The sequence below is a fragment of the Bradyrhizobium sp. UBA2491 genome, assembly GCF_002341725.1.
In the GTDB taxonomy this organism is placed as follows: Bacteria; Pseudomonadota; Alphaproteobacteria; order Rhizobiales; family Xanthobacteraceae; genus Bradyrhizobium.
In genome coordinates, this window is the sequence record NZ_DDOP01000001.1 from 1 (window position 1) to 24401 (window position 24401).

At 63.6% G+C, this 24401-nt stretch carries 21 protein-coding genes; 13 read left to right on the forward strand and 8 right to left on the reverse strand.

Annotation, left to right across the window (positions count from 1 at the left end; translation table 11 throughout):
* The first annotated feature begins 122 nt into the window (after positions 1-122).
* The 7 genes from B2W55_RS00005 (at position 123) to B2W55_RS00035 (ending at position 5885) form a co-directional block, all read left to right on the forward strand.
* Entirely contained in the window at positions 123-968 is an 846-nt protein-coding gene (locus B2W55_RS00005) for an ion channel (RefSeq protein WP_244442234.1), read from the forward strand.
* 87 nt (positions 969-1055) lie between these two features.
* On the forward strand, positions 1056-1388 hold the full coding sequence (locus B2W55_RS00010; RefSeq protein ID WP_024582228.1) for a hypothetical protein: 333 nt from the start codon (positions 1056-1058) through the stop codon (positions 1386-1388).
* Between the two features lie 181 nt (positions 1389-1569).
* Positions 1570-1869 carry an acyl carrier protein gene (locus B2W55_RS00015; protein WP_024582229.1) on the forward strand — a complete coding sequence of 100 codons (300 nt, stop codon included), beginning with the start codon at positions 1570-1572 and terminating at the stop codon, positions 1867-1869.
* A 9-nt stretch (positions 1870-1878) separates the two neighbouring features.
* Positions 1879-2355, forward strand: a complete 477-nt coding sequence (locus B2W55_RS00020; RefSeq protein WP_024582230.1) for a 3-hydroxyacyl-ACP dehydratase FabZ family protein — start codon at positions 1879-1881, stop codon at positions 2353-2355.
* Positions 2348-3532: a beta-ketoacyl-ACP synthase gene (locus B2W55_RS00025; RefSeq protein WP_024582231.1), complete on the forward strand. Its 1185-nt coding sequence runs from the start codon at positions 2348-2350 to the stop codon at positions 3530-3532. The genes B2W55_RS00020 and B2W55_RS00025 overlap by 8 nt, the downstream gene beginning before the upstream one ends.
* A 117-nt stretch (positions 3533-3649) precedes the next feature.
* Positions 3650-4927 carry a beta-ketoacyl-ACP synthase gene (locus tag B2W55_RS00030; RefSeq protein ID WP_024582232.1) on the forward strand — a complete coding sequence of 426 codons (1278 nt, stop codon included), beginning with the start codon at positions 3650-3652 and terminating at the stop codon, positions 4925-4927.
* A gap of 22 nt (positions 4928-4949) precedes the next feature.
* Positions 4950-5885, forward strand: a complete 936-nt coding sequence (locus tag B2W55_RS00035) for a lipid A biosynthesis lauroyl acyltransferase (RefSeq protein ID WP_024582233.1) — start codon at positions 4950-4952, stop codon at positions 5883-5885.
* A 98-nt stretch (positions 5886-5983) separates the two neighbouring features.
* On the opposite strand, the gene B2W55_RS00040 is transcribed toward B2W55_RS00035, so the two are convergent.
* Genes B2W55_RS00040 through B2W55_RS00050 form a run of 3 tightly spaced genes read right to left on the reverse strand, consistent with a single transcriptional unit; the run spans position 5984 to position 8607 of the window.
* Positions 5984-7093: a polyamine ABC transporter substrate-binding protein gene (locus B2W55_RS00040; protein ID WP_024582234.1), complete on the reverse strand. Its 1110-nt coding sequence runs from the start codon at positions 7091-7093 to the stop codon at positions 5984-5986.
* 6 nt (positions 7094-7099) lie between these two features.
* Positions 7100-8269 (reverse strand): aminotransferase, encoded by a 1170-nt coding sequence (locus tag B2W55_RS00045; protein ID WP_024582235.1) that lies wholly within the window; start codon positions 8267-8269, stop codon positions 7100-7102.
* Positions 8270-8277: 8 nt separating this feature from the next.
* On the reverse strand, positions 8278-8607 hold the full coding sequence (locus B2W55_RS00050; RefSeq protein WP_024582236.1) for a rhodanese-like domain-containing protein: 330 nt from the start codon (positions 8605-8607) through the stop codon (positions 8278-8280).
* A gap of 357 nt (positions 8608-8964) precedes the next feature.
* On the opposite strand from B2W55_RS00050, the gene B2W55_RS00055 reads away from it, so the two are divergent.
* Positions 8965-12117, forward strand: a complete 3153-nt coding sequence (locus tag B2W55_RS00055) for an ATP-binding protein (RefSeq protein WP_145987194.1) — start codon at positions 8965-8967, stop codon at positions 12115-12117.
* 122 nt (positions 12118-12239) lie between these two features.
* Here B2W55_RS00055 and B2W55_RS00060 read toward each other — a convergent pair whose 3' ends face one another.
* The 4 genes from B2W55_RS00060 to B2W55_RS00075 form a co-directional block, all read right to left on the reverse strand.
* Positions 12240-14165: a potassium transporter Kup gene (locus tag B2W55_RS00060; protein ID WP_024582238.1), complete on the reverse strand. Its 1926-nt coding sequence runs from the start codon at positions 14163-14165 to the stop codon at positions 12240-12242.
* Positions 14166-14320: 155 nt separating this feature from the next.
* Positions 14321-16261, reverse strand: a complete 1941-nt coding sequence (locus tag B2W55_RS00065; RefSeq protein ID WP_024582239.1) for a potassium transporter Kup — start codon at positions 16259-16261, stop codon at positions 14321-14323.
* Positions 16262-16375: 114 nt separating this feature from the next.
* The gene (locus tag B2W55_RS00070; RefSeq protein ID WP_024582240.1) at positions 16376-17206 is read right to left on the reverse strand and encodes an OmpA/MotB family protein; all 831 of its coding nucleotides are present in this window, start codon (positions 17204-17206) and stop codon (positions 16376-16378) included.
* Positions 17207-17239: 33 nt separating this feature from the next.
* Entirely contained in the window at positions 17240-18013 is a 774-nt protein-coding gene (locus B2W55_RS00075; RefSeq protein WP_024582241.1) for a motility protein A, read from the reverse strand.
* A gap of 401 nt (positions 18014-18414) precedes the next feature.
* Between B2W55_RS00075 and B2W55_RS00080 the strand changes: the two genes are divergently transcribed.
* Positions 18415-19392, forward strand: coding sequence for an NADPH:quinone oxidoreductase family protein (locus B2W55_RS00080; RefSeq protein WP_024582242.1), 978 nt, complete (start codon positions 18415-18417; stop codon positions 19390-19392).
* A gap of 57 nt (positions 19393-19449) precedes the next feature.
* Here the strand turns inward: B2W55_RS00080 and B2W55_RS00085 are convergent, their stop codons facing one another.
* Positions 19450-20151 (reverse strand): enoyl-CoA hydratase/isomerase family protein, encoded by a 702-nt coding sequence (locus B2W55_RS00085; protein ID WP_024582243.1) that lies wholly within the window; start codon positions 20149-20151, stop codon positions 19450-19452.
* A gap of 126 nt (positions 20152-20277) precedes the next feature.
* Between B2W55_RS00085 and B2W55_RS00090 the strand changes: the two genes are divergently transcribed.
* From B2W55_RS00090 to B2W55_RS00105, 4 genes are all read left to right on the forward strand, one after another.
* A complete protein-coding gene (locus B2W55_RS00090) occupies positions 20278-21165 on the forward strand; it encodes a haloalkane dehalogenase (protein ID WP_024582244.1) in 888 nt (295 codons plus the stop codon).
* A 679-nt stretch (positions 21166-21844) separates the two neighbouring features.
* Complete coding sequence (locus tag B2W55_RS00095) at positions 21845-22033, forward strand: hypothetical protein (protein ID WP_024582245.1); 189 nt, start codon at positions 21845-21847, stop codon at positions 22031-22033.
* Positions 22034-22327: 294 nt separating this feature from the next.
* A complete protein-coding gene (locus B2W55_RS00100) occupies positions 22328-22561 on the forward strand; it encodes a hypothetical protein (RefSeq protein ID WP_024582246.1) in 234 nt (77 codons plus the stop codon).
* A gap of 153 nt (positions 22562-22714) precedes the next feature.
* On the forward strand, positions 22715-24397 hold the full coding sequence (locus B2W55_RS00105; protein ID WP_024582247.1) for an ABC transporter ATP-binding protein: 1683 nt from the start codon (positions 22715-22717) through the stop codon (positions 24395-24397).
* Positions 24398-24401 lie beyond the last annotated feature (4 nt).

The following is a 24401-nucleotide window of genomic DNA, read 5'->3' on the forward strand; positions in this document are numbered from 1 at the left end:
TTGCAGGCCGAATGACAACCGGCACTCCGGAATGGGTTCCATTATGACATGATGTCACAGGCAGGCGAAAGAGCCGGTTCGGCGGAATGGCCCTGAGAGCAAGCGATCGAGCGAAGGCACGCATGGTCCGCCTCGGCAACCGCGAGGTCGTGACCGAAGGGTTGGAGCTCAGTTTCTGGGCCGACATCAGCCATCGCTGCATGACGGCATCCTGGCCCGCCTTTATTGGCGGTGCAGCATTGGTGTTCATCATCTTCAATGCCGTCTTCGCCCTGCTCTATTGGCTCGGCGACAACCCGATCGCCAACGTGCCCGGCGGCCAATACATCGACTACCTTTATTTCAGCATCGAAACACTTTCGACCGCCGGCTACGGCGACATGCACCCGCAGACGCATTACGGGCACTTCATCGCCGCCGTCGAGCTGTTCACCGGCATCTTCTCGATGTCGCTGATGACCGGGTTGATCTTCGCCCGCTTCTCACGGCCGAGCGCGCGGTTGCTGTTCGCCGACAATCCCGTGATCTCGAACCATGAGGGCGAGCGGACGCTGATGATCCGCCTCGCCAACGAGCGGCACAACATCATCGCCAACGCCACCGCGCGGCTGTGGTTGTTCAAGAACGACCTCAGCAAGGAAGGCATGTCCTACCGCCGGTTCTTCGAACTACCGCTCACACGCAGCGAAAGCCCGGCGCTGGCGCTGAGCTGGACCCTGTTTCACGTGATCAACCAGGACAGCCCGCTGCACGGCCTCGACGCCGCGGACCTCGAAGCCATCAATGCCGGACTCGGCGTCGTCGTGTCGGGCTATGACGACGTTGCAGCGCAAACTGTGCATGCGCGAAAATCGTACGAACATTCCGACATCCGCATCGGCTATCGCTATGTCGAGATCCTGCGCACGACGGAAGACGGCCGCCTCAGGATCGACTACAGTCGGTTCCACGACACGATCGAAGCATGAATACCACCTCTGCGCGTATGAAGATTTTAGGTGTGAAGCGCAGCGAACATGCTACACATAGTCGGCGACGCGACCGGACTGACACCAGTGAAGACGCAGCGGCCAATCTCCTCGGATGACGAGCACGTGGTGCTCAAATTCCGGCCGCGTACCTCGGCGCAGCCGCCCGGCAAGCGTGAGGAGCCGGTCCGCCCCCCTTCCGTCGCCAACGACCTGTCCCGCTACGAGCGACCGCGTGAGGAGCCGGACGACTTCCGCCAGCGCATGCTCGCCAACATCGCCGCCTTCGCCTTCACCGTGGCACTCACCGCGATCGGCATCTGGCTCGCCATGAGCATCGCCGATTTGCGCAAGACCCAGGATTGCGTGCTGATGGGACGCCGGGATTGCGCGAAGATTGCGGTGATGCCGCGCAACTAGGCGGCCCGGAACCTTACCCAAAAACCGCCTCTGACTGGCCGGCCAAGCTCCATTGAACTAACGGCCCTGCTCCGATATACGGGCACACGACTCCGGCGGCAGCAATAGGGCATTCCGGGGCAATACGCCCGCCTCGTCTGAGCCGACCCGGAATTACCTTCAATATATCAAAGGCTTAATGATGTCCTCCACATTCGAGCAGATCGCCAACATTATCGCGGAGACCTGCGACATCCCGCGCGACACGATCAAGCCGGAGAGCCACGCGATCGACGATCTCGGGATCGACAGCCTCGACTTCCTCGACATCGCCTTTGCCATCGACAAGGCCTTCGGCATCAAGATGCCGCTCGAGAAGTGGACCCAGGAAGTCAACGACGGCAAGGCCACGACGGAGCAGTACTTCGTGCTGAAGAATCTCGCCGATCGCATCGACGAGTTGGTTGCGGCCAAGAACGCGGGCACGGGCACGGGCTCGTAATCGCCCATCATGCAGCTCGAAATCTTTCAGCTGATCGACCGGATCGTCGCCCTCGACCTCGACGCGAAAACCATCGTCGTCGAGGCGGACGTGCCGCCCGACAGTCACTCGGTGTTCGCCGGCCACTTCCCGGGTTACCCGATCATGCCCGGTGTGTTGCTGACCGAAGCAATGGCGCAGAGTTCGGGTTGGCTGATCCTCGGTCTGACCAAGTTCGCGCGCATGCCCTTCCTCGCCATGGTCAAGGAAGCCAAGATGCGCGGCTTCGTCAGCCCCGGTTCGACACTGACGATCGAGGCCAAGATCGAACATGAAGGTTCGGGCTTCACCGTGACCTCGGCGAAGGTCCGCGTCGGCAAAGAGCTCAAATGCAATGCCGACCTAACCTTCCGCCACATCCCGTTCCCGAGCCCGGACTTGCGCGTGCACATGGATGCGATGGCCAGCAAGATCGGTTTTCCGATGCAGGCAATGAGCAATGGCTGAGAAGGAAGTCTGGATCACCGGCGTAGGCCTGCTCTCCTCGCTTGGCGAGGGGCTGGATACGCATTGGCAGGCGCTGGGCGAAAGGCGCGTCAATGCCGATGAGCAGCGTCTCGCGCCATATGTGATTCATCCGATCGCCCCCGTCAGCTTCGACGCCCAGATCCCGAAGAAGGGCGATCAGCGCCAGATGGAGCTGTGGCAGCGGATCGGCACTTATGCCGCCGGGCTGGCGCTGGATTCCGCCGGCGTCAAAGGCAATCAGGAAATCCTGTCGCGGATGGACATGATCATCGCGGCCGGCGGCGGCGAGCGTGACCTCAATGTCGACCTGGCGATCATGAATGCCGACGCGCAGGGTAACCTGCCGCCCGCCGTCCTCAACGAAAAGCTGATGAACGAACTGCGGCCGACGCTGTTCCTGGCACAGCTCTCCAATTTGCTTGCCGGCAATATCGCGATCGTTCACGGCGTGTGCGGGACCTCGCGCACCTTCATGGGCGAGGAAGCCTCCAGCATCGACGCAGCACGGATCGCAGTCGCGCGCATCGGCGCCGGACAGAGCGACATCGCGCTAGTCGGCGCCGCCCATAATGGCGATCGCGGCGACCTGCTGATGCTCTATACGTTCGGTGACTTCGCGCTGAAGGACCGGCATAGCTCGGTCTGGGCCCGCAGGAACAACCCGGGCTTTGCGATCGGCTCCGCCGGCGCCTTCCTGGTGATGGAATCGCGCGAGCATGCCGAGGCCCGCGGCGCGAAGCCGTATGCCAAGTTGACCAGAGTGGTCGCCGACCTTGCCAAGCGCAAGCAGCCAGGCGCGGTGACGAAGTCGCTCCAGGCGATGTGGCCGCAACTCGGCATCCGCGATGACCACGCCATGCTGATCACGGGCGCCACCGGCGCCGAGCCCGCGACCGCCGAGGAGCGTGCATTCCTGGCTGAGCATCCCGGCCTTGCGGTGCGTGCCACCGGAACGACCTTTGGGCATGCCATGGAGGCGCAATTCCCGCTCGGGCTCGCGCTCGCGGCGTTGTCGATCTCGCGCGGCGCGCTCTACCCGGCCAACGATCCAACCGGGCTGGAGGTTGAAAAGACCGAAGTGCCAACCCAGATTGTCGTGTTGGGGGTCGGCCACTGGCAGGGCGAAGGCATGGCGCTTGTCGAGGCCGTCAGTTAGAGCATGATCCGGAAAAGCGCGAAGCGGTTTTCCGAAAAGATCATGCTCAAATGAACAGCTAGGGCGCGATGAATCTCGTCGCGTTTCAAGTCCGGCGCAAGCACCGACGGGGACATCATGACAGCACCACGCGATAAATTCGGCCGACCGATCGTTGTCGTGACCGGCATGGGAATCGTGACGTCGCTCGGCGGCGGCAAGACCGACAACTGGAAGCGTCTCACCGCGGGAGAGTCCGGCATCAAGACCGTGACGCGCTTTCCGCTCGACAGTTTGAAGACCACGATGGCCGGTGCCGTCGATTTCGTCACCGTCGACCCGTTCTCCTCGACCAGCCTGTCGCAGCGTCTGGCGGAGATCGCGACTGAAGAGGCGCTGGCGCAATCCGGGATTGGCAGCAAGGGTGACTTTCCCGGCCCGCTGTTTCTGGCGGTCGCCCCGATCGAGACCGAGTGGCCGCAGCGGCTCGAAGTCGCGCGCGCCGTTCCGACCAAGGACTTCGGAATCATCGACTATCTGGCGACCTGCGGCGGCGGCCAGTTTGCGCATTTCCACCGGCGTTTCACCTTCGGTTCGGTCGCGCTCAGCCTCGCGGAGACCTTCGGCACCAAGGGATCGCCGATTTCGCTCTCGACCGCTTGCGCGTCCGGTGCGACCGCGATCCAGCTCGGCGTCGAGGCGATCCGCCGCGGCGAGACCGATGCGACGCTGTGCATAGCAACCGACGGCTCGGTCAATCCGGAAGCGTTGGTGCGCTTCTCGCTGCTGTCGGCGCTCTCCACCCAGAACGATCCGCCGCAGGGCGCCTCAAAGCCGTTCTCGAAGAACCGCGACGGCTTCGTGATGGCCGAAGGCGCCGGCGCCCTGGTGCTGGAAAGCTACGATGCCGCGATGGCGCGCGGCGCGCGCATCCTCGGCGTCGTCGCGGGCTGCGGCGAGCTCACCGATTCCTTCCACCGCACCCGCTCCGCCCCCGACGGCAAGCCGGCGATCGGCTGCGTGCGGAAGACGCTTGCCGACGCCGGCATGGAGCCACAACAGATCGATCACATCAACGCGCACGGCACCTCGACGCCGGAAAACGACAAGATGGAATATCTGGCAACCGCCGCCGTGTTCGGCGAGCACACACCGAACATTCCGGTGTCGTCGAACAAGTCGATGGTCGGCCACACCATCTCTGCCGCCGGCGCAGTCGAGGCGATCTTCTCGCTGCTCACGCTCGAGCATCAGCGGATTCCGCCGACGATCAATTACGAGGTGCCCGACCCGGCTATCCCGTTCGACGTGGTCGGCAACAAGGCGCGCGACGCCAAGGTGACCGCCGTGATGTCGAACTCGTTCGGATTTGGCGGGCAGAACGCCTCGCTGATCCTGACGCGCGAGCCGGCCTAACGCGGCGGCCTCGCCTCATCAGATGAAACGCCTGATCCTTCGCACCAGGGCGCAGCTCCGTGACGCTGCCAAGCCCGTGACCAACGCTGCCATTGGCGCGTTGACGACCGGCCTGCTGCGCACCACGCGCTATTTCGATCCGGAGAAGACCGCGCGGTTCTTCGGCAGCGCCGCGCATTTCATCGGCCGCCGGCTGCGTGAAGATCGCATCGGTCGCGAGAACCTCACGGCCGCCTTCCCCGAGAAGTCGCCGCAGGAGATCGAGGAGATCCTGACCGGCGTCTGGCACAACCTCGGACGCATCGGGGCCGAATTCGCGCATATCGACCGCATCTGGGATCATGATCCCGCGAATCCGGACAAGCCGGGCCGCGTCGAGTTCTCGGCGCGCAGCAAGCAGTTGTTCGACGAACTGCGCGACGACGGCAAGCCGGCGTTGTTCTTCGCCGCCCATCTCGGCAACTGGGAGCTGTCGCCAATTGCCGCCGCGGCGCACGGGCTCGATGCCACGATCCTGTTCCGGCGGCCGAACATCGAGGCCGCCGACCGCGCCATCGAAAAGATCCGCGCGGTCAATCTGGGCACGCTGGTCCCGGCCGGCCGCGACGCGCCGCTCAAGCTGGCGCAAGCACTGAAGAACGGCCAGCACGTCGCGATGCTGGTCGACCAGTATTTGACCAATGGCGTTCCCGTCACCTTCTTCGGCCGCAAGACCACCGCGAACCCGCTGCTGGCACGCCTGCGCCGGCAGATCGATTGCCCGATCCACGGGACCCGGATCATCCGCCTGCCCGACGGCCGCTTCCGCGGCGAGGTCACCGAGGAAGTGAAACCGGTGTTCGACCCATCCGGCCAGATCGACATCCAGGGCACGATGCAGGCGATCACCGACATCGTCGAGGGCTGGGTCCGCGAGTACCCGGATCAATGGCTCTGGCTGCACCGGCGCTGGCGGTAGCGCCTGAGCCCTCGTCATTGCGAGCGAAGCAATCGACCTCGCAGCGGCGCGAGACGTGGATTGCTTCGTCGCATCGCTCCTCGCAATGACGGATAGACCTACTTCCCGGTCTTCACCCGCGTCCACAGCCGGTTGATGATGCGCTGCGTGGCAGGATCGCGCGCTGAAATCACGAACAGCTTCTTCTGCATCGCCTCGTCCGGATAGATGTCCTTGTCGTTGAAGATCTTCGGATCGATCAGCTTCTGGCTCGCCAGATTGCCGTTGGCGTAGGACAGGAAGTTCGAGTTCTTCGCTGCCACTTCGGGTCGGTAGAGATAGTTGATCAGCTCATAGGCCTCGGTGACGTTCTTGGCATCGGCGGGAATCGCGAGATTGTCGAAGAACATCTGCGCGCCCTCCTTCGGGATCGTGTAGCCGATCTCGACGCCGGTCTTGGCCTCCGCCGCCCGGCTGCGCGCCTGCATGATGTCGCCCGACCATCCGACCACGAAGCAGATCTCGCCGGAGGCCAGCGCGCTGAGATATTCGGACGAATGGAATTTGCGCACATAGGGCCGGATCTTGATGACGAGATCGGCGGCCTTCTCGAGGTCGGACTGCCTGGTCGAGTTCGGATCGAGGCCGAGATAGCTCAGCGCCGCCGGCAGGATGTCGTCGGCGGAATCCAGCATATGGATGCCGCAATCCTTGAACTTGGCGAGGTTCTCCGGCTTGAACACCATGTCCCAGCTATCGATCTTGGCATCAGGCCCGAGAATCTTCTCCGCCATCTTGACGTTGTAGCCGATGCCCGTGGTGCCCCACATGTAGTTGGCGCCGTAAACGTTGCCGGGATCGTAGGTGGCAAGTTGCCCGGTCACCACCGGCCACGCATTGGCGAGGTTCGGCAGCTTCGACTTGTCGAGCTTGAGGAACACCTTCGCGGTGATCTGGCGTTGCAGGAAATAGCCGGTCGGCACCACGACGTCGTAGCCCGACTTGCCCGCGAGCAGCCGCGTTTCCAGCGTCTCATTGGCGTCGAACGTGTCGTAGACCACCTTGATGCCGGTTTCCTTGGTGAAGTCCTCGAGGACTCCCGGCGCCATGTAGTTCGACCAATTGTAGAAGTTGACCGTGCGCTCCTGCGCATCGGCGGAGACGGACACCAGCAGGACCGCCGCGACTGCGCCGACGAAGCTGACGAGACGACGGTTCTGCTTCTGCATTCTGCTCTACCTCTTGCGGCGATGCACGGCGTCGGACAACCGCTCCAATGCGGTGTCGAGCGTCGAGTCCTTCTTGGCGAAACAAAAGCGCACGACCGACGTCACCGCATCCTGCTCGTAAAACGCCGAGACCGGAATAGCCGCAACCTTGTAATCCTGCACAATTCTCCAGCAGAACTCCGCATCGGTCTCATTGAGCCCAAGCGGCGACAGGTCGACCGTGAGGAAGTAAGTGCCCTGCGACTTCAGCACGGGAAAGCCGATGCTCTCGAGCCCCCGGGTCAGGCGGTCACGGCTTCGCGCCATGTCCTTGCGCATGTCGATGAAGTAGTCGTCCGGCTTGTTGAGGCCGTAGGCGACGGCGGCTTGCAGATTGGGCGCCGTCGTGAAGGTGAGGAATTGGTGCACCTTGGCCGCAACCCGCAGCAACGGCGGCGCGGCGCAGACGAAGCCGATCTTCCATCCCGTCAGCGAGAAGATCTTGCCCGCGCTGCCGACCTTGATGGTGCGGTCGCGCATTCCGGGGATCGTGATCAGCGGGATGTGCTCGCGACCGTCGAACACGACGTGCTCCCAGACCTCGTCGCAGATCGCGACGACATCGAATTCCTGGCAGTACCGCGCCAACAGCTCGAGGTCCTCGCGCGGATAGACCACCGCTGCCGGGTTGAGCGGATTGTTGAACAGCACCGCCTTGGTCTTGTGATTGAAGACGCTGCGCAGCATCTCCTCGTTGAGCCGCCACTCCGGCGGTTCGAGCCGCAACAGCCGCGGAATGCCGCCGGCCTGGCGGATGATCGGCAGATAGGAATCATAGACCGGCTGGAAGCACACCACCTCGTCGCCCGGCTCGACCACCGAGAGGATCGAGGAAGTCAGCGCCTCGGTGCCACCGGAGGTCACCATCACCTCGGTCATCGGATCGAGCTTGAGCCCGTGCCAGTGACCGTAATGCGAAGCGATCGCCTGGCGGAGCTCGGGGATGCCCATCATCGACGGATACTGGTTGTAACCGTTGATGGAGGCGTCCGCGGCGGCGCGGCGGATGTCCTCCGGTCCGGGATCGTCGGGAAAGCCCTGGCCGAGATTGATGGCGTTGTTGTCGCGCGCGGCCTGCGACATCGCCTCGAAAATGGTGACGGGAAGGTCCGCGAAGACCTTGTTCATGGAGGTCATGTCGGGGATCAGCCGCCGGTCTTGGTGGGCAATCCCGCCGCCTTCCAGCCGATAATGCCGCCCGCCAGATGCTTGTCGTAGGGCAAGCCGGCGGCCTGCGCGGCCAGCGAGGCCGTCACCGAGCGCTTGCCGGAGCGACAGGCGAACACCACCTGCTTTCCCTTCGGATCGGGGATCGCTGACGGATCGAACGTCGATAGCGGCACCACGACGCCGTCGGGATAGGCCTCGACTGCGACCTCGTTGGGCTCGCGGACGTCGACCAGGAGGTAGCGGCCTTCCGCTATGCCCTTCGACACCTCGTCCGGAAACAAATCTTCCACCTTGTGGTCCGCCACGGAAATATCCTCCCGATCATCCGATTGGCGAGCGTCACGCGGCTCGCCGGTCCGGCGCGCAAAGTCGCCTCTCGCGCGGAGAAAATCAAGCGCCCGAAACGGGTTAGATGTCGCGCAGACGGCGCTGGACCCCGATCGACTTGGCAACGCGTTCGGGCGTCTGAAGTTGTCGCGCCGGCCCGTTATCCCCCGCTTTGAACACCAAACCGGGCCGAGGCTGAGAGCTTCGCTACGACGAGAAACAGTGAGCCACAATAGTGCGGTCCGGTGTGAGGCCAGTGTTCTCAGCGCCTTATCCTGCTGTTGGACGCTTCTTCCTACGTGTTAGGTTCTGCCTTTCAGCGCTGGGAGGCCCATGTGGAGCCCGAGCGGAGACAGATCACAGTCCTGTTCGCAGACCTGGTTGACTTCACGGCCTTTTCGGAGCGGAAGGGCGAGGAAGCGGCGTTCCTGCTCATGCGCGACTTGGCGAAGCTCATGGAGGAAGCCGTGCATGAGCAAAGTGGCGTCGTGCAGGGCTTTACCGGCGATGGGATAATGGCAGTCTTCGGCGCCCCGGCGGCATTGGAGGATGCGCCGCTGCGGGCATGCCGCGCAGCCCTGTCGATCTTGCAGAAGTTGAAGACTTCTGGAGCGGACATCCAAGCCGCGCATGGGTTGCGACCGCAACTGCGGATGGGTCTCAATACGGGTCTGGCGGTCGTCGGGACGGTGCAGGGCGGCACGGGAGCCGCCGCAACGGCACTCGGCGACACGGTCAACGTCGCGGCGCGCCTTCAGACTTTGGCAGAGCCGGACTCGGTCGTCATAAGCAGCACGACCTTCCGATTGGTACAGGGATTGGTAGAGACAACTTTCTCGGGCGAGCACGAGATCAAGGGAAAGGCCGACCGGCAAGGCGTTTACAAGCTTGGGGCCCTTCGACAGGGTGTTACGCGTTTCGACGTGGCGGTAAGTCGGGGCCTGGGAGCCTTCGTTGGACGAGGCCTCGAGTTGGAGGAATTGGAGCGCAGCCTCGCGGAAGCCCGGACCCAACTTCGTGTCGTCGACCTCGTGGCTGAGCCTGGCATGGGCAAATCACGCCTTGTGCACGAGTTTCGTCAAACGATCGCAGACAACCGCGCCTTCGTGCTGTCCGGGAGTTGTTCGCCAGAGAGCCAGCAAACATCGTTCTTTCCTCTCATCGAGGTGGTGCGCGGCTCGTTCCGGATCGCGATCGGCGAAGCCGAAGCGGATGTCGTGCAGAAGATTGAAATGGGGCTTGTCGCTCTTGGGCTCCACTCGTCACGAAATCTTGGCCTGTTGCTCCATCTGCTCGGCCTCAAGGTACCGGATGGCGCGCTGACAGGGCTCGATGGGGTGCTGATCGGCTTGCGCACGCGCGAGCTTCTGCTTCAACTCCTTGCATCGCGCTGCCGTCTCTCGCCCGTGATTTTGGTGGTGGAGGATTTGCACTGGATCGACAGTGTGTCCCAGGAGGTGCTGGACAAACTCGTCAAAAGCGAAGCCGAGCAGCGGCTTCTCTTCATCCATACCCGACGGCCGGAATACAAGCCGCCTTGGCTGGATAGCACATTCGTCCTCAGTCTCAGCCTGGATCCGCTCCCTGGTGGTGACATCCGCCGCCTGATCCAGACGCGGTTAGGTGTCGCGGCGTTGCCTGAAGCGCTTGCGCGGGAGGTCGTAGATAAGGCCGAAGGCAATCCGCTGTTTGCTGAGGAAATCGTGAGCTTTCTCGGCGAACGGGGCGTGGTTCGGCTGATTGCGGGGAAGGTAGAATTTGATTCCACCGCTCTGGCATCAGCCCTGCCCGCGACTGTAGAGAGCCTCTTGACTGCGCGTGTCGACCGGCTCGCCGCAGAGGACCGAAGGTTGCTGCAAGCCGCCTCTGTCATTGGCAGGCGGTTTGACCCTGACCTGCTCACCTCGGTGTTCGGAGAGGCCGACAAGGTCGAAGCACAACTCGCGGCGATGCAGGCGGCTGACCTCATACACCCTGAGGTGAAATCCAACAGCTATCTGTTCAAGCATGCTCTGGTTCGAGACGCGTTGTACCACAGTCTGCTCACCGAAGCGCGCACAGCCATGCACCTGCGGATCGCTGAGGAGATTGAGCGTCGCGGCGGCAACAGGCTCACTGAAGTGGCCGAGGTACTCGCATATCATTACAGCCAGGCCAGCCGCGCCAAAAAGGCGTTCGCCTACTCGTCGATGGCTGGCACCAAAAGCCTCAGTGTCTATTCACTGGAAGAGGCAACCAGTCATTTCACCGCAGCTCTTGGCCTGCTTCACAGCGATAGCGACTGCGCCTCCGACGATCAGGTCGCCGAATTCCTGGTGTCCTACACGTTTCTGCTGAACATGACCGCGCAGATCAAATCCACGATCGACGTCGCCGAACGCTACCTGCCACGGATCGATCGCCTTCTGGATGATCCGAGAGCTGTTCTCATTCGACACAACTATGTATTCGCGCTCCTCTGGAATACGCGATATCGCCTCGCGCGCGACGTGCAGCTGCAATCCCGGCAAATGGCGGAACGTCTCGGCGATAGCAGACCACGGGCCTATGCGTTGACCAGCGAGATCCTCTTCTCCACGATTGTTGCACCCAAGCCGCCACATGAGTTTGAGTCTCTCAAGCGCGACGCTATCAGCGCCGCTTCCGACACGGCGGACGCTCACATTCAGAATTGGGCCAGGTTTGTGGTCGCGTGGGAGGAATTCCACCAAGGTCGGATGAACGACGCGCGGGACTCGGCAAGAGCCCTCATGGAAGTTGGCCAGCGGCTGGATGACCCCCGATCCACGGGGCTTGGCCTCTGCGTGTTGGCCTTGATTGCGATGCTATCCGATGCATACCTGGAGGCGCTGGAATTCAGTGAGCAATCGATTTCCCTCGCGGTTACGCCGTTCGATCGGGAAACAGCTCTCAACATCAAGGGGTGCGTCCTCGCGCTTCTGCGGCGGACCGAGGAAGGTTTGAGTATCCTGGAGGCCTTTCGGAACCGATGCGCCGTTGATGGCGATTTGTATTCTCTGACGACGAGCGATGCCATCCTCGGAGTGTCGAAGGTGATCCAAGGAGACATCAGCAAGGGAATTCGGTTGCTGAAGGAAGCCATATCGAAGCGGGAAAACGAGGGCTACCGGGCTGCCGCGGATTGGTATCGTTTGTTCCTCGGCGAGGTTTACCTGCAGATCATTGAAGGAAAGGAGAAGGTGCCGCTCAAGATCTTGCTGAGAAACCTCCTGACTCTCCTCAAGGTGATGGGCACTGCGTCGCCAAGCATTCGTATCTTGATGGAGAGTCTCTTGGCCAATCCGCGCTTCCATCCAGATGGATACATGCCGGGCCGAGCCCACATGCTTCTCGGCTTGCTTTACAAGGCCAAGAAAAGAACCGCACCCGCCTTGCATCACCTTACTGAGTCGAGGCGAATTCTTTCTCAGTTTGGCAAGACACCCATACTGACGCGAGTTGACGCGGCTCTCGCGGAGTTGGATTAGCATTCCGTTCGATGGATCGATATGCTGCGCCGCAGCCGGCTTTCGCTGCGGGTCCGACTCGATAATTCTGGGTGTCCAAACGCTTCCCGGAAATCACCCGGCGTCAGCTAGTCCAAGCCCTATTAGATCGTGACCTGCGTCCCGACCTCGACCACCCGCCCGGTCGGGATCTGGAAATAATCGGTGGCGTCGTTCGACGAGCGGCTCAGCGCGATGAACAGGTGATCCTGCCAGCTCGGCATGCCGGAATGCGCCGCCGGCTTCAGCGCGCGGCGAGACAGGAAGAACGAAGTCGACATGATGTCGAACTGCCAGCCGAGCTTACGGGCGATCGCCAGTGTCTTCGGCACGTTCGGCTGTTCCATGAAGCCGAATTTCAGCGTCACCTTGGAGAAGGTCTCGGTCAGCTGCTCCATCCGGACCCGCTCGGACGGATCGATGCGCGGCGTCTGTGCGGTCTCGATGGTCAGGATGACGTTCTTCTCGTGCAGCACCTTGTAGTGCTTGAGGCTGTGCATCAGCGCGGTCGGCGCGCTGACGGGATCGCTGGTCAGGAACACCGCGGTGCCGGAGACCCGCTGCGGCGGTCGCTTCTCCAGCATCGCGACCAGATCGGCGAGCGGGAATTCCAGCTTGCGCGATTTCTCGAACAACAGCCGGCTGCCGCGCCGCCAAGTGTACATCACCACGATCATCGCCCCGCCAAGCGCGAGCGGCACCCAGCCACCCTCGAACACCTTGAGCAGGTTGGCGGCCAGGAAGGTGATGTCCAGGAACAGGAACGGCGCAACCAGCGCGGCGGCCGCGAGCGGCGACCATTTCCAGACGCGCCAGATCACCACGAAGCCCATCATCGCCGTCACCACCATGGTGCCGGTCACCGAGATGCCATAGGCCGACGCCAGCGCGCTCGACGAGCGGAACATCAGCACCAGCACGATCACGGCGATGAACAGGAAGCGGTTGATGCGCGGCATATAGATCTGCCCGGAATGCGCTTCCGAGGTGTGACGGATCTCGAACCGCGGCAGCAGGCCGAGCTGGATCGCCTGACGGGTCAGCGAATAGGCGCCGGTGATGACGGCCTGGCTTGCGATCACGGTCGCGGCCGTCGCAAGCGCGACCATCGGAATCAGCGCCCAGTCCGGGAACATCAGGAAGAACGGGTTCTCGATCCCCCTGGGATCGCCGATCACCAGCGCGCCCTGCCCGAGATAGTTCAACGCCAGCGACGGCAGCACGACGAACAGCCACGCGGTCTGGATCGGGCGTTTGCCGAAATGGCCGAGGTCGGCATAGAGCGCCTCGGCGCCGGTCACCGCGAGGAACACCGCACCAAGCGTGATGAAGCCGATCACGCCATGATGCAGCATGAACGACACCGCAAGCAGCGGGTTCAGCGCGTGCAGCACCTCCGGATGCCGCACGATCTGCGGCAACGCCGCGATCGCGATCACGGCGAACCACACGCACATCACCGGCCCGAAGAACGCCGCGACCCGCGCAGTGCCGCGTGACTGCACCGAGAACAACCCGACGAGGATGATCACCGTGAGGGGAACGACATAGGGATCGAAGGTCGACGTGACGAGCTTGATGCCCTCGATCGCCGACAGCACCGAGAGTGCCGGCGTGATGACGGCATCGCCGTAGAACAGCGCGCCGCTGATGATGCCGAGCAGCACGATTGCGCCGGCGCCCTTGGTGGCTGCACGTTGCGCCAGCGCCATCAGCGCCAGCGTGCCGCCTTCGCCGTTGTTGTCGGCGCGCAGCAGGATCACGACATATTTGAGCGTGACGACGACGATCAAAGCCCACAAGATCAGCGAGAGCACACCGAGCACGGCATGCGTCGTCACGCCGCCCTCGCCGCCCGCGGCGGCCACGACAGCTTCGCGGAATGCGTAGAGCGGGCTGGTGCCGATGTCGCCATAGACGACACCGATGCTGCCAAGCATCAGCGCCTTGAAAGTGGCGGTCGAATGCGCCTCGCCATGGCCATTGGCCGCGGGCGTTTCCGCCGCGGTGACCGCACTCTCGGATGACATGGGAGGATGCGCCTCTATCTTCTGCCGCACTGCACAACGCCGGACCGCAGGCCTATACTCCCGGCAGGAATGCATAGGTTAGCACGGATTCAGGCCTCAACTATGCGTATCACGCATAGATCACGATTTTTCAACTCGGGAATCCTGCTGCTTGTTCAAATGGTTACCTGGGTACCGACTTCAACCACCCGGCCGGTCGGGATCTGAAAATAGTCGGTCGCATCGTTGGCGGACCGGCTCATGGCGATGAACAGATGGTCCTGCCATTGCGGCATGCCCGACTGGGCCGACGGCTTCAGCGAACGCCGCGACACGAAGAACGAGGTCGCCATGATGTCGAACTGCCAGCCGAGCTTGCGTGCGACGGCCAGTGCTTTCGGCACATTCGGCGATTCCATGTAGCCGAACCGCAGCCGGACTGCGGTGAACTTGTCGCTGATCTTCTCCATGCCGACGCGCTCCGACAGGTCGACGCGCGGCGTCGGCGCGGTCTCGATGGTCAGGATCACATTGTGCTCGTGCAGCACCTTGTTGTGCTTGAGATTGTGCAGCAGCGCTGTCGGCACGAAGCTCGGATCGCTGGTCAGGAACACCGCGGTGCCCTTGACGATATGCGGCGGCCGCTTCTCCAGGCTGTGGATCAGGTCGCGCAGCGGCACCTCGGTGCGGCGGGTCTTGGCAATCAGGATCGCGGCGCCGCGACGCCAGGTCCAGATCATCGTCGCCATCACGATGCCAAACAGCAGCGGCACCCAGGCGCCTTCGAACAGCTTCAGCAGATTGGCGCTGAAGAAGGTCATGTCGACGATCACAAACGGCAGGATCAGCGCCGCCGCCGAAGCGACACGCCAGTTCCACAGCTTCCAGATCACGATGAAGCCCATGATGCCGTCGGCGACCATGGTCGTGGAGACCGCGATGCCGTAGGCCGAAGCGAGTCCACTTGAAGTGCGGAACAACAGCACCAGCAGCAGCACGCCGATCAAGAGCAGCCGATTGACCCGCGGCAGATAGATCTGCCCGGCATGGGTCTCCGAGGTGTAACGGACCTCGAAGCGCGGCAGGAGGCCGAGCTGCACCGCCTGGCTGATCAACGAATAGGCGCCGGTGATCACTGCCTGGCTTGCGATCACGGTCGCGGCGGTGGCAAGCCCGACCAGCGGCAGCAGCAGCACGTCGGGCACCATGCGGTAGAACGAGTTCTCGATCGCCGCGGGATCGGACAGCACCAGGGCGCCCTGCCCGAAGTAGTTCAGCAGCAGCGAGGGCAGCACGAAAAACAGCCAGCCGGACTGGATCGGCTTGCGACCGAAATGACCGAGATCGGCATAGAGCGCCTCGCCGCCGGTCACCGCGAGGAACACCGCGCCCAGCGTCACCAGGCCGATGGTGCCGTGGGTCAGCAAGAACTGAAGCGCATAATAGGGATTGATCGCCGCAAGCACCGACGGATCGTCCATGATGTGAACGAGCCCCATCACCGCCAGCGAGGCGAACCACACCACCATGACCGGCCCGAACGCGGAAGCGACGCGGGCGGTGCCGCTGCGCTGCACCGAGAACAGCACGACGAGGATCAGAATCGTCAGCGGCACCACGTAATGCTCGAGATGCGGCGTGGCGAGCTTGAGGCCTTCGACCGCCGACAGCACCGAGATCGCCGGCGTGATCATGGAATCGCCGATGAACATCGAGGCGCCGACCACGCCGAGCGCGAGCAGCGGCCAGCTGCGGCGACCGATCGCGCGCTGGCCGAGCGCCATCAGCGAAAGCGTGCCGCCCTCGCCATTGTTGTCGGCGCGCAGCAGCAGCAGGACGTATTTCGCGGTGACGACGGTGAACAGCGCCCACAGGATCAGGCTGAGCACGCCGAGCACCATGATGCGGGTGACCGGCTGGCCGTGCGCGGCGCCGCCGACCGCCTCGCGGAATGCGTAGAGCGGCGAGGTTCCGATGTCGCCGAACACCACCCCGATGCTGCCCAGCGTCAGCGCCCAGAAGCTGGAGGTGGTGTTGCCTTGGCCTGTGCCTTGGCCGGTACCTTGGCCCGCACCTTGGGCTTCCCGGGCTTCGGTGGATGAGGCGCTGACAGCCATGGCGAGGTTGGAACGTCCGACCCGTTGATTTTGATCCGCGCGGCTATCGACGCTTCCGCCGCGCGTGTCAACCGCGCAACACTGCTAGCTTGACGGTAGCATGGTAACCCGGAACTACGGCTTCAAGTCCGGCGGCAACGGCGGATTTTCCCGCATCAACGTGATGGTGACGCGACGATTTGCCGGCAGGGTCGGGTCGTCGGGAAACAGCGGTTGGCCGTCCGCCTTGCCGGAAACCGCGAAGATGTGCGACGGCGGCAACCCCTCCCGCTCCAGGATCTGCCGCACCGTATTGGCGCGATCCGCGGACAGGTCGAAGGCATCGTAATCGCTGCGCGCCGGCACGAAGCCTGCGGCTGTATGCCCCACGATCGCGACCCGCAGCGGCGTCGCTTTCAACGGCGCGGCGAGCTTCTGGATCAGCCGGCGGGTGCGATCATACGGTTCCCTGGAGCCATCGGCGAACATCGACCGGCCGTCCTGGTCGATGATCTCGAGGTTGAGCCCCTCCTTGGTCTCCTCGAACATGATGTTCTTGGAGATCTCGGTGAGCTCCGGCATGTCCTGCAAGGCCTGCCGCAGCGAGGCGGAAGCGAGCGCGAATTCGCGGTCGATCTTCAGCCGCGCGCCGTTGATCTGGCTGCGCTCCTGCTCGTCCGGCGTCGGATTGGCGGAGGATTCCTCCGGCGAGATGTGGTCGACGTTCTTGAGCTTCGGCCGGGTCGGCAGGCCGTCGGATTCGACGATGCCGGAATAGCGCACATTGGTCTGCACGCCGAAGGCGTCGCGCATCGAGCCGGCGACGATCTTCAGCTTGTTGTTGTCCATGGTGGAGAACGCGACGAGCATCACGAAGAAGCTCATCATCAGGCCCATCAGGTCGGCGAAGGTCACGAACCAGCCGTGACCTCCACCATGGGCATCGCCGCGCTTTTTCTTCGCCATCGATCAGATCTCTGCAGCGCCCGCGCCGGCCGGTCAGGCCGGCACCGGCTCGCCTTCCTCGTGGCGATGCTTCTCCGGCAGATAGGCCAGCAGCATTTCGCGCACCAGCGCCGGGCTCTTGGAGTCGCGGATCATCAGGATGCCGTCGATGATCAGCGTGCGGTTGGTCTCCTCGTCGAGCAGCTTGCCGTGCAGCTTGTCGGCGATCGGCAGGCAGAACAGGTTGGCGACCAGCGCGCCGTACAGCGTCGCGAGCAGCGCGGTCGCCATGAACGGGCCGAGCTTGGAGGGGTCGGTCATGTTGGCGAACATCTGCACCATGCCGATCAGGGTGCCGATCATGCCGAACGCCGGCGCGCAGTCGCCGATCGCGCGGTAGATCTTGCTGCCCTCGTCGAGATGCATCAGGAAATTGTCGCGGTCGCGCTCCAGATTGTCGCGGATGAATTCGAGGTCGTAACCGTCGGCGACATAGCGAATCCCCTTGGCCAGGAACGGCTCGTCGGTCTCGACCTTCTCGAGGCCGACCGGGCCCTGCTTGCGGGCGATCTCGGCGATGCGGGCGAGTTCGTCGACCAGGTCGCGGGCCGACAGCCGGCTCATGGTGAAGGCAAATTTGGCGCCGAGCGGCAGGCCGTGCAGCATCACGCCGAGCGGAAAACGGATCATGGTCGCCGCGATCGAACCGCCGAAGATGATGATCATGGCATGTTCGGAGATGAACATGTGCAGGTCGCCGCCCATGAACATCATCACCGCGATGACGATGATGCCGGCCAAGAGCCCGGCGCCTGTCATGATATCCATCGGAGACTCCAACGCGAACGCGACACCCGCCTGTCCTGGACGGCGCACGGCCCGAGCTGGGCCGCGTGGAAAAACCCTAACGTTAATGCGCTTAAGGACGCGTTACCGAATTTGGTAGGGATAACAACGGGTAAACGCCGGCAATTTCGCGATGTCGTTGAAGATGTTGGCTTTCTGCTCAGACCGCCGCCGCGCCATGCGCAAAAGCCCTCCCCGTAGAACAACGGACATGAGATAGGTTTGTGGGAGGCGTTTTCGCGCGAAAGCCTGTCCCGGACTTGATCCGGGATGACTACCGGTTTGCGTGAGCAAAACGCGTCAACACAAGAATCGGGAGCCTCGTTCCGTTTCAATCGGAGCGGAGCCGGCGCGAGAGGAAACCAACCAGTGAGCAGGACAGGATGAAGGCGGTCGTCGTCGAGCAATATGCACCCATCGATCGGATCGGGCTCAAGGAGATCGCCACCCCCGAACCCGGTCCCGGACAGGTCCGCGTCAAGGTCCATGCCGCCAGTATCGGCTTCGTCGACGGATTGAAGGTCGAGGGTCGCTACCAGACCAAGGATCCCCTGCCCTTCACGCCCGGCGCGGAGTTCGCCGGCGTGGTCGACGCGGTCGCAAGCGATGTCGCCGGCATCATTCCGGGCATGCGGGTGATGGGCGCGGCGCGCTCCGGCGCGCTGGCCGAGCAGGTCGTGGTGCCGGCCACTGCGATCGAGGTCATGCCCGACGGCCTGTCGATGGAGGCAGCCGCCGCCTTCCGCACCAACTACCTGACCGCACTCTATGCGCTCGGCGAGCGCGGCGCGCTCAAGGCTGGCGAGCAATTGCTGGTGCTGGGCGCCGCCGGCGGCACCGGCATCGCCGCAATCCAGGTCGGCAAGCTGCTCGGCGCCCGCGTCATCGCCGCCGCCTCGACCGACGAGAAGCGCGACTTCGCCATGAGCTTCGGCGCCGACGCTGTGGTCGACTACACGGCCCCCGATTGGCGCGACGCCCTGAAGGACGCGACCGCTGGCCACGGCCCCGACGTCATCTTCGATCCGGTCGGCGGCGAAGTTTCGTTGCAGGCATTCCGCTCGATCGCCTGGAACGGCCGCCATGTCGTGGTCGGCTTTGCCGCCGGCCAGATCCCTGCTCTGCCGTTCAACCTGCCGCTGCTGAAGGGCGGCCTCCTGATCGGCGTCGATGCCGCCCAGATCGCACGCCGCGAGCCTGAGGCCCAGGTGCGCGTGATGACGCAATTGTCGGCGTGGCTCAACGACGGCCGGCTGGCGCCGGTGGTCGGCAAGGTGTTCGCATTCGACGATTTCCGCGATGCATTCACGACCATGCAGACTCGTGCCGCGCTCGGCAAGATGGTGGTGCGGATCGGCTAGCACGCGGGTCGCCTGGATCATCGGACGGAGTTGCAGCCAAAGCCGGGACGACGGTGATCAGCCGAACACAGCAAGAAATGGATCCTGGCCGGTCGCGGCCAGGCGTTCGAGGCGTGCGGCGAGTTCACCGCGAATCTGCCGCTTCACCGCGCGAAATCCCGGCTGGGCAGCGAGGCGCTTTGCGGCGGCGATCGATTGGGCCGGCAGATCCGTAGCCGGGCACAGTGCATCGAGCAGCCGCTGATCGAGGCATTCGCGCGTGTCGACGACGGCGCTGGTCAGCGTCAGGCGGCGCAACAATTCCGGCGACAGCTCATGGCGCATCACCTCGAGCGGCCCGGCCGGGAACGGGATGCCGGCCTGTGCCTCGGTCATGCCGAGCTTGGCGGCCGCGCTGTCGACCGCGAGACGATAGTCACAGCCCAGCATGAGCACGAAACCGCCGCCCAGCGCGTGGCCGTTGATCGCCGCCACGACAGGCACGGGGATCGCGAGCAGGCGCGCCAGCATCCGCGTGATCGCGCGAACCATCTCGTGGCGTTGCTCCCGAGCGTAGCCCGCGAAGGCGCGCGTATCGACACCGGCGGAGAACACCTGGCCGCCGCCGGTGAGCACGACGCCGCTCGACGGTGCCTCCGCGGCGGCCGCCGCAAACGTCCGCTCGAGCAACGTGATCGTATCGAGATCGAGCGCGTTGACGGGTGGCCGATCGATCGTCACGAGAAGCGTATCGTCGGTCCTTGATGTGATGACGGTCATTTCATCTCCAGACCACGGGTTGCGGGGCATCCCCGCCGGTTGCCCGCGGTGCCATGTGATAGGTTACCATGGAACGGCTCGCTCGACGTCCTCGCGCGGGCCGATGACGAATCGAAAGGGAGAGACATGCAGACGCTTCGAACACCGGACGAGCGCTTCGCCGGATTGCCCGGATTTGCCTTCGCTCCCCGTTACATCGAGATCGGCCCGCTGCGCATGCACTATCTCGACGATGGAATGAAGACTGCGCCGGTGGCGCTTTGCCTGCACGGCCAACCGACCTGGGCCTACCTCTACCGCAGGATGATCCCGATGCTGCTCGGCGCGGGATTCCGCGTCGTGGCGCCGGACTTCTTCGGCTTCGGTCGCTCCGACAAGCCCGTCGACGAAGCCATCTACACCTTCGACTTCCATCGGTCCTCGGTGATGTCCCTGATCGAGGCGCTCGACCTGCGCCGCGTGATGCTGGTGTGCCAGGATTGGGGTGGATTGATCGGATTGACGATTCCGATGGACATGGCGGACCGGTTCGACCGGCTGCTGGTGATGAATACGATGCTCGGCACGGGAGACGTGCCGTTGGGCGAAGGCTTCCTGGCGTGGCGCGGCTTCTCCAACCGCAGCCCAGACATGGATATCGCAGCGCTGATGCAACGAGCGGTCCCCACTCTCGCAGACAAGGAAGCCGCCGCCTACGCCGCGCCCTATCCGGACGCGCGGTACAAGGCCGGCGTCCGGCGCTTTCCAAATCTGGTCCCGGATCGACCCGACGCCGGCGGCGCGGCGCTGTCGCGGCGCGCGCGGGACTTCTGGTCGCAGCACTGGAGCGGACAAAGCTTCATGGCAGTCGGCATGAAGGACCCGGTGCTCGGGCCGCCGGTGATGGGCCAGCTGCGGCAGGTGATCCGAAACTGTCCGCCGCCGCTCGAACTGCCCGATGCCGGACATTTCGTGCAGGAGGCCGGCGAGATCATCGTCACGGAGGCGCTGAAGAGTTTCGGTCCGGTGCGCTGAAGCGCGCAGATATCCGCGTTCTCGCGACATGATTTGTCCGAGGTTTGCTCGTCGTTCCGCCCTCTCTTTGGCAGAGGGCGCAGGGAAAGCCGGGTGCCGATCGCACCCATGGGCCCCGTGCGAAGGGTAGAAAGCACGGGGGTAGGACCACAGGTGTAACCGGAGCAATCCGGCTTTCCCTGCGCGATGGGTTACGGCTTACTTCGTGCTCTCCCCGGCGAGACTGGGCTTGCTTGTCACCGCCCTTGCAAAACGCTTGCGCGTCCTGCGAGAGGACACCTGCCGCTAGGGCGTCAGGACCACACGACTTCACCGTCCGCCTCGGTCACGCGTCGTCACTCGTGACCGCAGCGTCCACCGCATCTCACCGCAACACTCCTGACGATGCGCAAGCGCCCCTCGATCGGGTGAGACGGGCGGACCATACACCGGGTTGCACTTCGGATAAAGCGAAATATTTCGCGGATGGGGACTTGACGCGTTTTTGCCGATTGCCCCGTCGGGCAACTCAGTAGCAGGGGCTAATCCGTTGCTTCGTGATGCCCCGGCGCGCTTTGCGCTTCGGGGATGACGAAGGCGCAATCTGCTTCGTCGGATGCCAGCGGCAAATTATCACACGTTATTGTCGCCGGGGTTCTCGCCGCCTAGCGTTTGTCGAAGACCCCCGGGGACGGCAAAGATGCAGGACATGCTGACGCATCTCGAGAAACTTCGCACCGATGCTGCGGAGTGCGCGCTGATCCGCGACCTGACCACGGACATCAGGAAGCGCGAACTGTTCGCCAAGCTTGCCGAGCACCTCGCCTCCCTCGCCGCCGAAGTCGAAAAGGCCATCGCCACGGCGCGCAAGGCGAACAACGCGACCTAGCGCGACACGCGCCACCTGGCCACTCCAGCAGCTTCGGACAGCCAGAAAGCCGCGGCGCCGGATCGCGGGAACCAATGGAGCGGCGGCGCATTGTCATTCACCCATCGGTTGAGAGATAATAACTCGCCAGCATCGGTATGCGTGCCGATATTGTCGGGTGGCCTCGCTGCCGAACGGCCATTCAGTCGGACACTGTTGCATTTCAGGATCTTTCGTCGTGGTACTCTTTGCACATCGGGCCGTCAGCAGGCCCTCCGGATCGCGCAGTTGGACCGGCGCCGCGAGCGAGGCGCGATGAAGACCGACAAGGCCATCTGGTACGTCTCGTTTGCCGTGAGAAATCCCGACGCCGGACACCACCGCTTCGCACGCCAGACCCGCACCTTCACCACCGAGCAGGACGCCAAGGCGTTCGCACGCACCCTGCTCGTCCAGACGCAGGATGTCAGTGCCGGAACGATCAATCCGCACATGCCCCGGCGCGTGATCGCACCGGCCGTGATCGCCGCCTGGGCCGGCGACAGCTGAAGTCCGCGCCGACGCGGAAAATGCCGGGAGAGCATCCAGCGACCGGCTTGGCTGGATTGCTTCCAAAATCGTTCGGCAGTCGTGGATCGGTCATTGACGCCGCGACGGAATTGACGCATTCCCATCCGCCCCAATTCCAGCCGGTCAAACCGCATGAGCGAGCCCTTCCCCAGAGGCCCGGTCGCCGAGATATTCCGTGCCTATTGGAAGTCCGACCGATGGGCGCTGCTGCTGGTGGCGACCATCGTGTTCCTGGCGAGCGCGAGCGGCATCGCCGCTCCTTACCTGTTCTCCCGCCTGATCGATCGCCTGACCCGGGAGACCGTGGTCGCGGACCTGCTGTGGGCGTTCCTGATCTATGCCGCGCTGGTGGGATTGGCCTCGGCGCTGCAACGCGTGGTGCAGAATCTCTCGGTAATCACCGCCGAGAACCTCGGCTTCATCGTCAGCACGCAGTTCTTCGCGCGCATCCTGCGCAAGCGATCCGACTTCTTCATCGAGCACAACGCGGCCGAGATCCAGACCGCCGGCAACCAGGGCCGCGGCGCGCTGACCACGCTCCTGCAGATCGTGCTGATCGTGTTCATTCCGGCCGCAACGCAGGTCACGCTGACGCTGGTCACCTTCGGCGCCCTGCTCGACAACCAGATCGTGGCCATCGTCGCCGGTTACGGCGCCCTGGTGCTGATCTTGACCTATCTCTCGACCAGCCGCTCGCAGATGCTGCTCGATGCCGCCGTATCCGCCTCACAGGACAACGCGCGCTTCACCGGCAACGCGATGAACGCGATGGAAGCCTTGCGCCATCTCGGCAGCCACGCCTGGATGAGCGGCCGCTTCGCCGAAAAGGCCCGCGCAGTCAAGGACAGCTGGCGGGCCTACATGCTGCGTCGCGCCCTTACGCTGGCGCTGCTCGGTCTCGGACTCTCGGTGCAATTCGCCGTCAGTTTTCTGCTGTTGCTGCCCCGCTATCAGGCCGGGACGACAACGGTCGGCGACATCGTGCTGTTCAACACCCTGCTGCTGCAGCTCAACCTGCCGTTCGAGATGATCTCCCAGACCATGGACAATGTGGCACGCTCGCGGGCACAGCTCGTCCCGCTCGCCAGGATGTGGCAGGCACCCGAGGAGATTGAAACGAAGGATGCGCAAGGCTTCGCTCCCCGCAACGGGCGCATCACCTTCGAAAAGGTCGACTATGCCTATGGCAACGGCCGCGGCATCGCTGGGATCAGCTTCGTCGCGCACCGTGGCGCCATCACATTCATCGTCGGCGAGACCGGCTCCGGCAAGTCGACCATCTTCAAGCTTGCGCTGAAATCGGTCGAGCCGGATGCGGGCCGCATCCTGGTCGACGACATCGACCTCGCGCAGATCGCGCGTGCCGATTGGTACGGCACCATCGCGGTGGTGCCCCAGGACGTCGCGCTGCTCAACGAGAGCCTTGCCGACAACATCATTCTCGGGCGCGGGCGCGACGACGCCCGGCTCCGCGAGGTGGCGGAGAAAGCAGCCATCCTGTCCTTCATCGAGGCACTGCCGGACGGCTTCGAGACCACGGTCGGCGAACGCGGCCTGAAACTGTCGGGCGGCGAGCGCCAGCGGATCGCGATCGCCCGCGCCCTCTATGGCCGGCCAACGGTGCTGTTCCTCGACGAGGCGAGCTCCGCGCTCGACGATGCGACCGAGCGCGACATCATGGAGCATGTGCGGACCCTGGTCGACGACGTTACGGTGCTGGCCATCACGCATCGACGCGCGATCCTCGCCGACGGCGACAATGTCGTCGATCTCAACGCGACGCGGCCTGTCCAGGGCGAGCCGACCGTGCAATAACTGA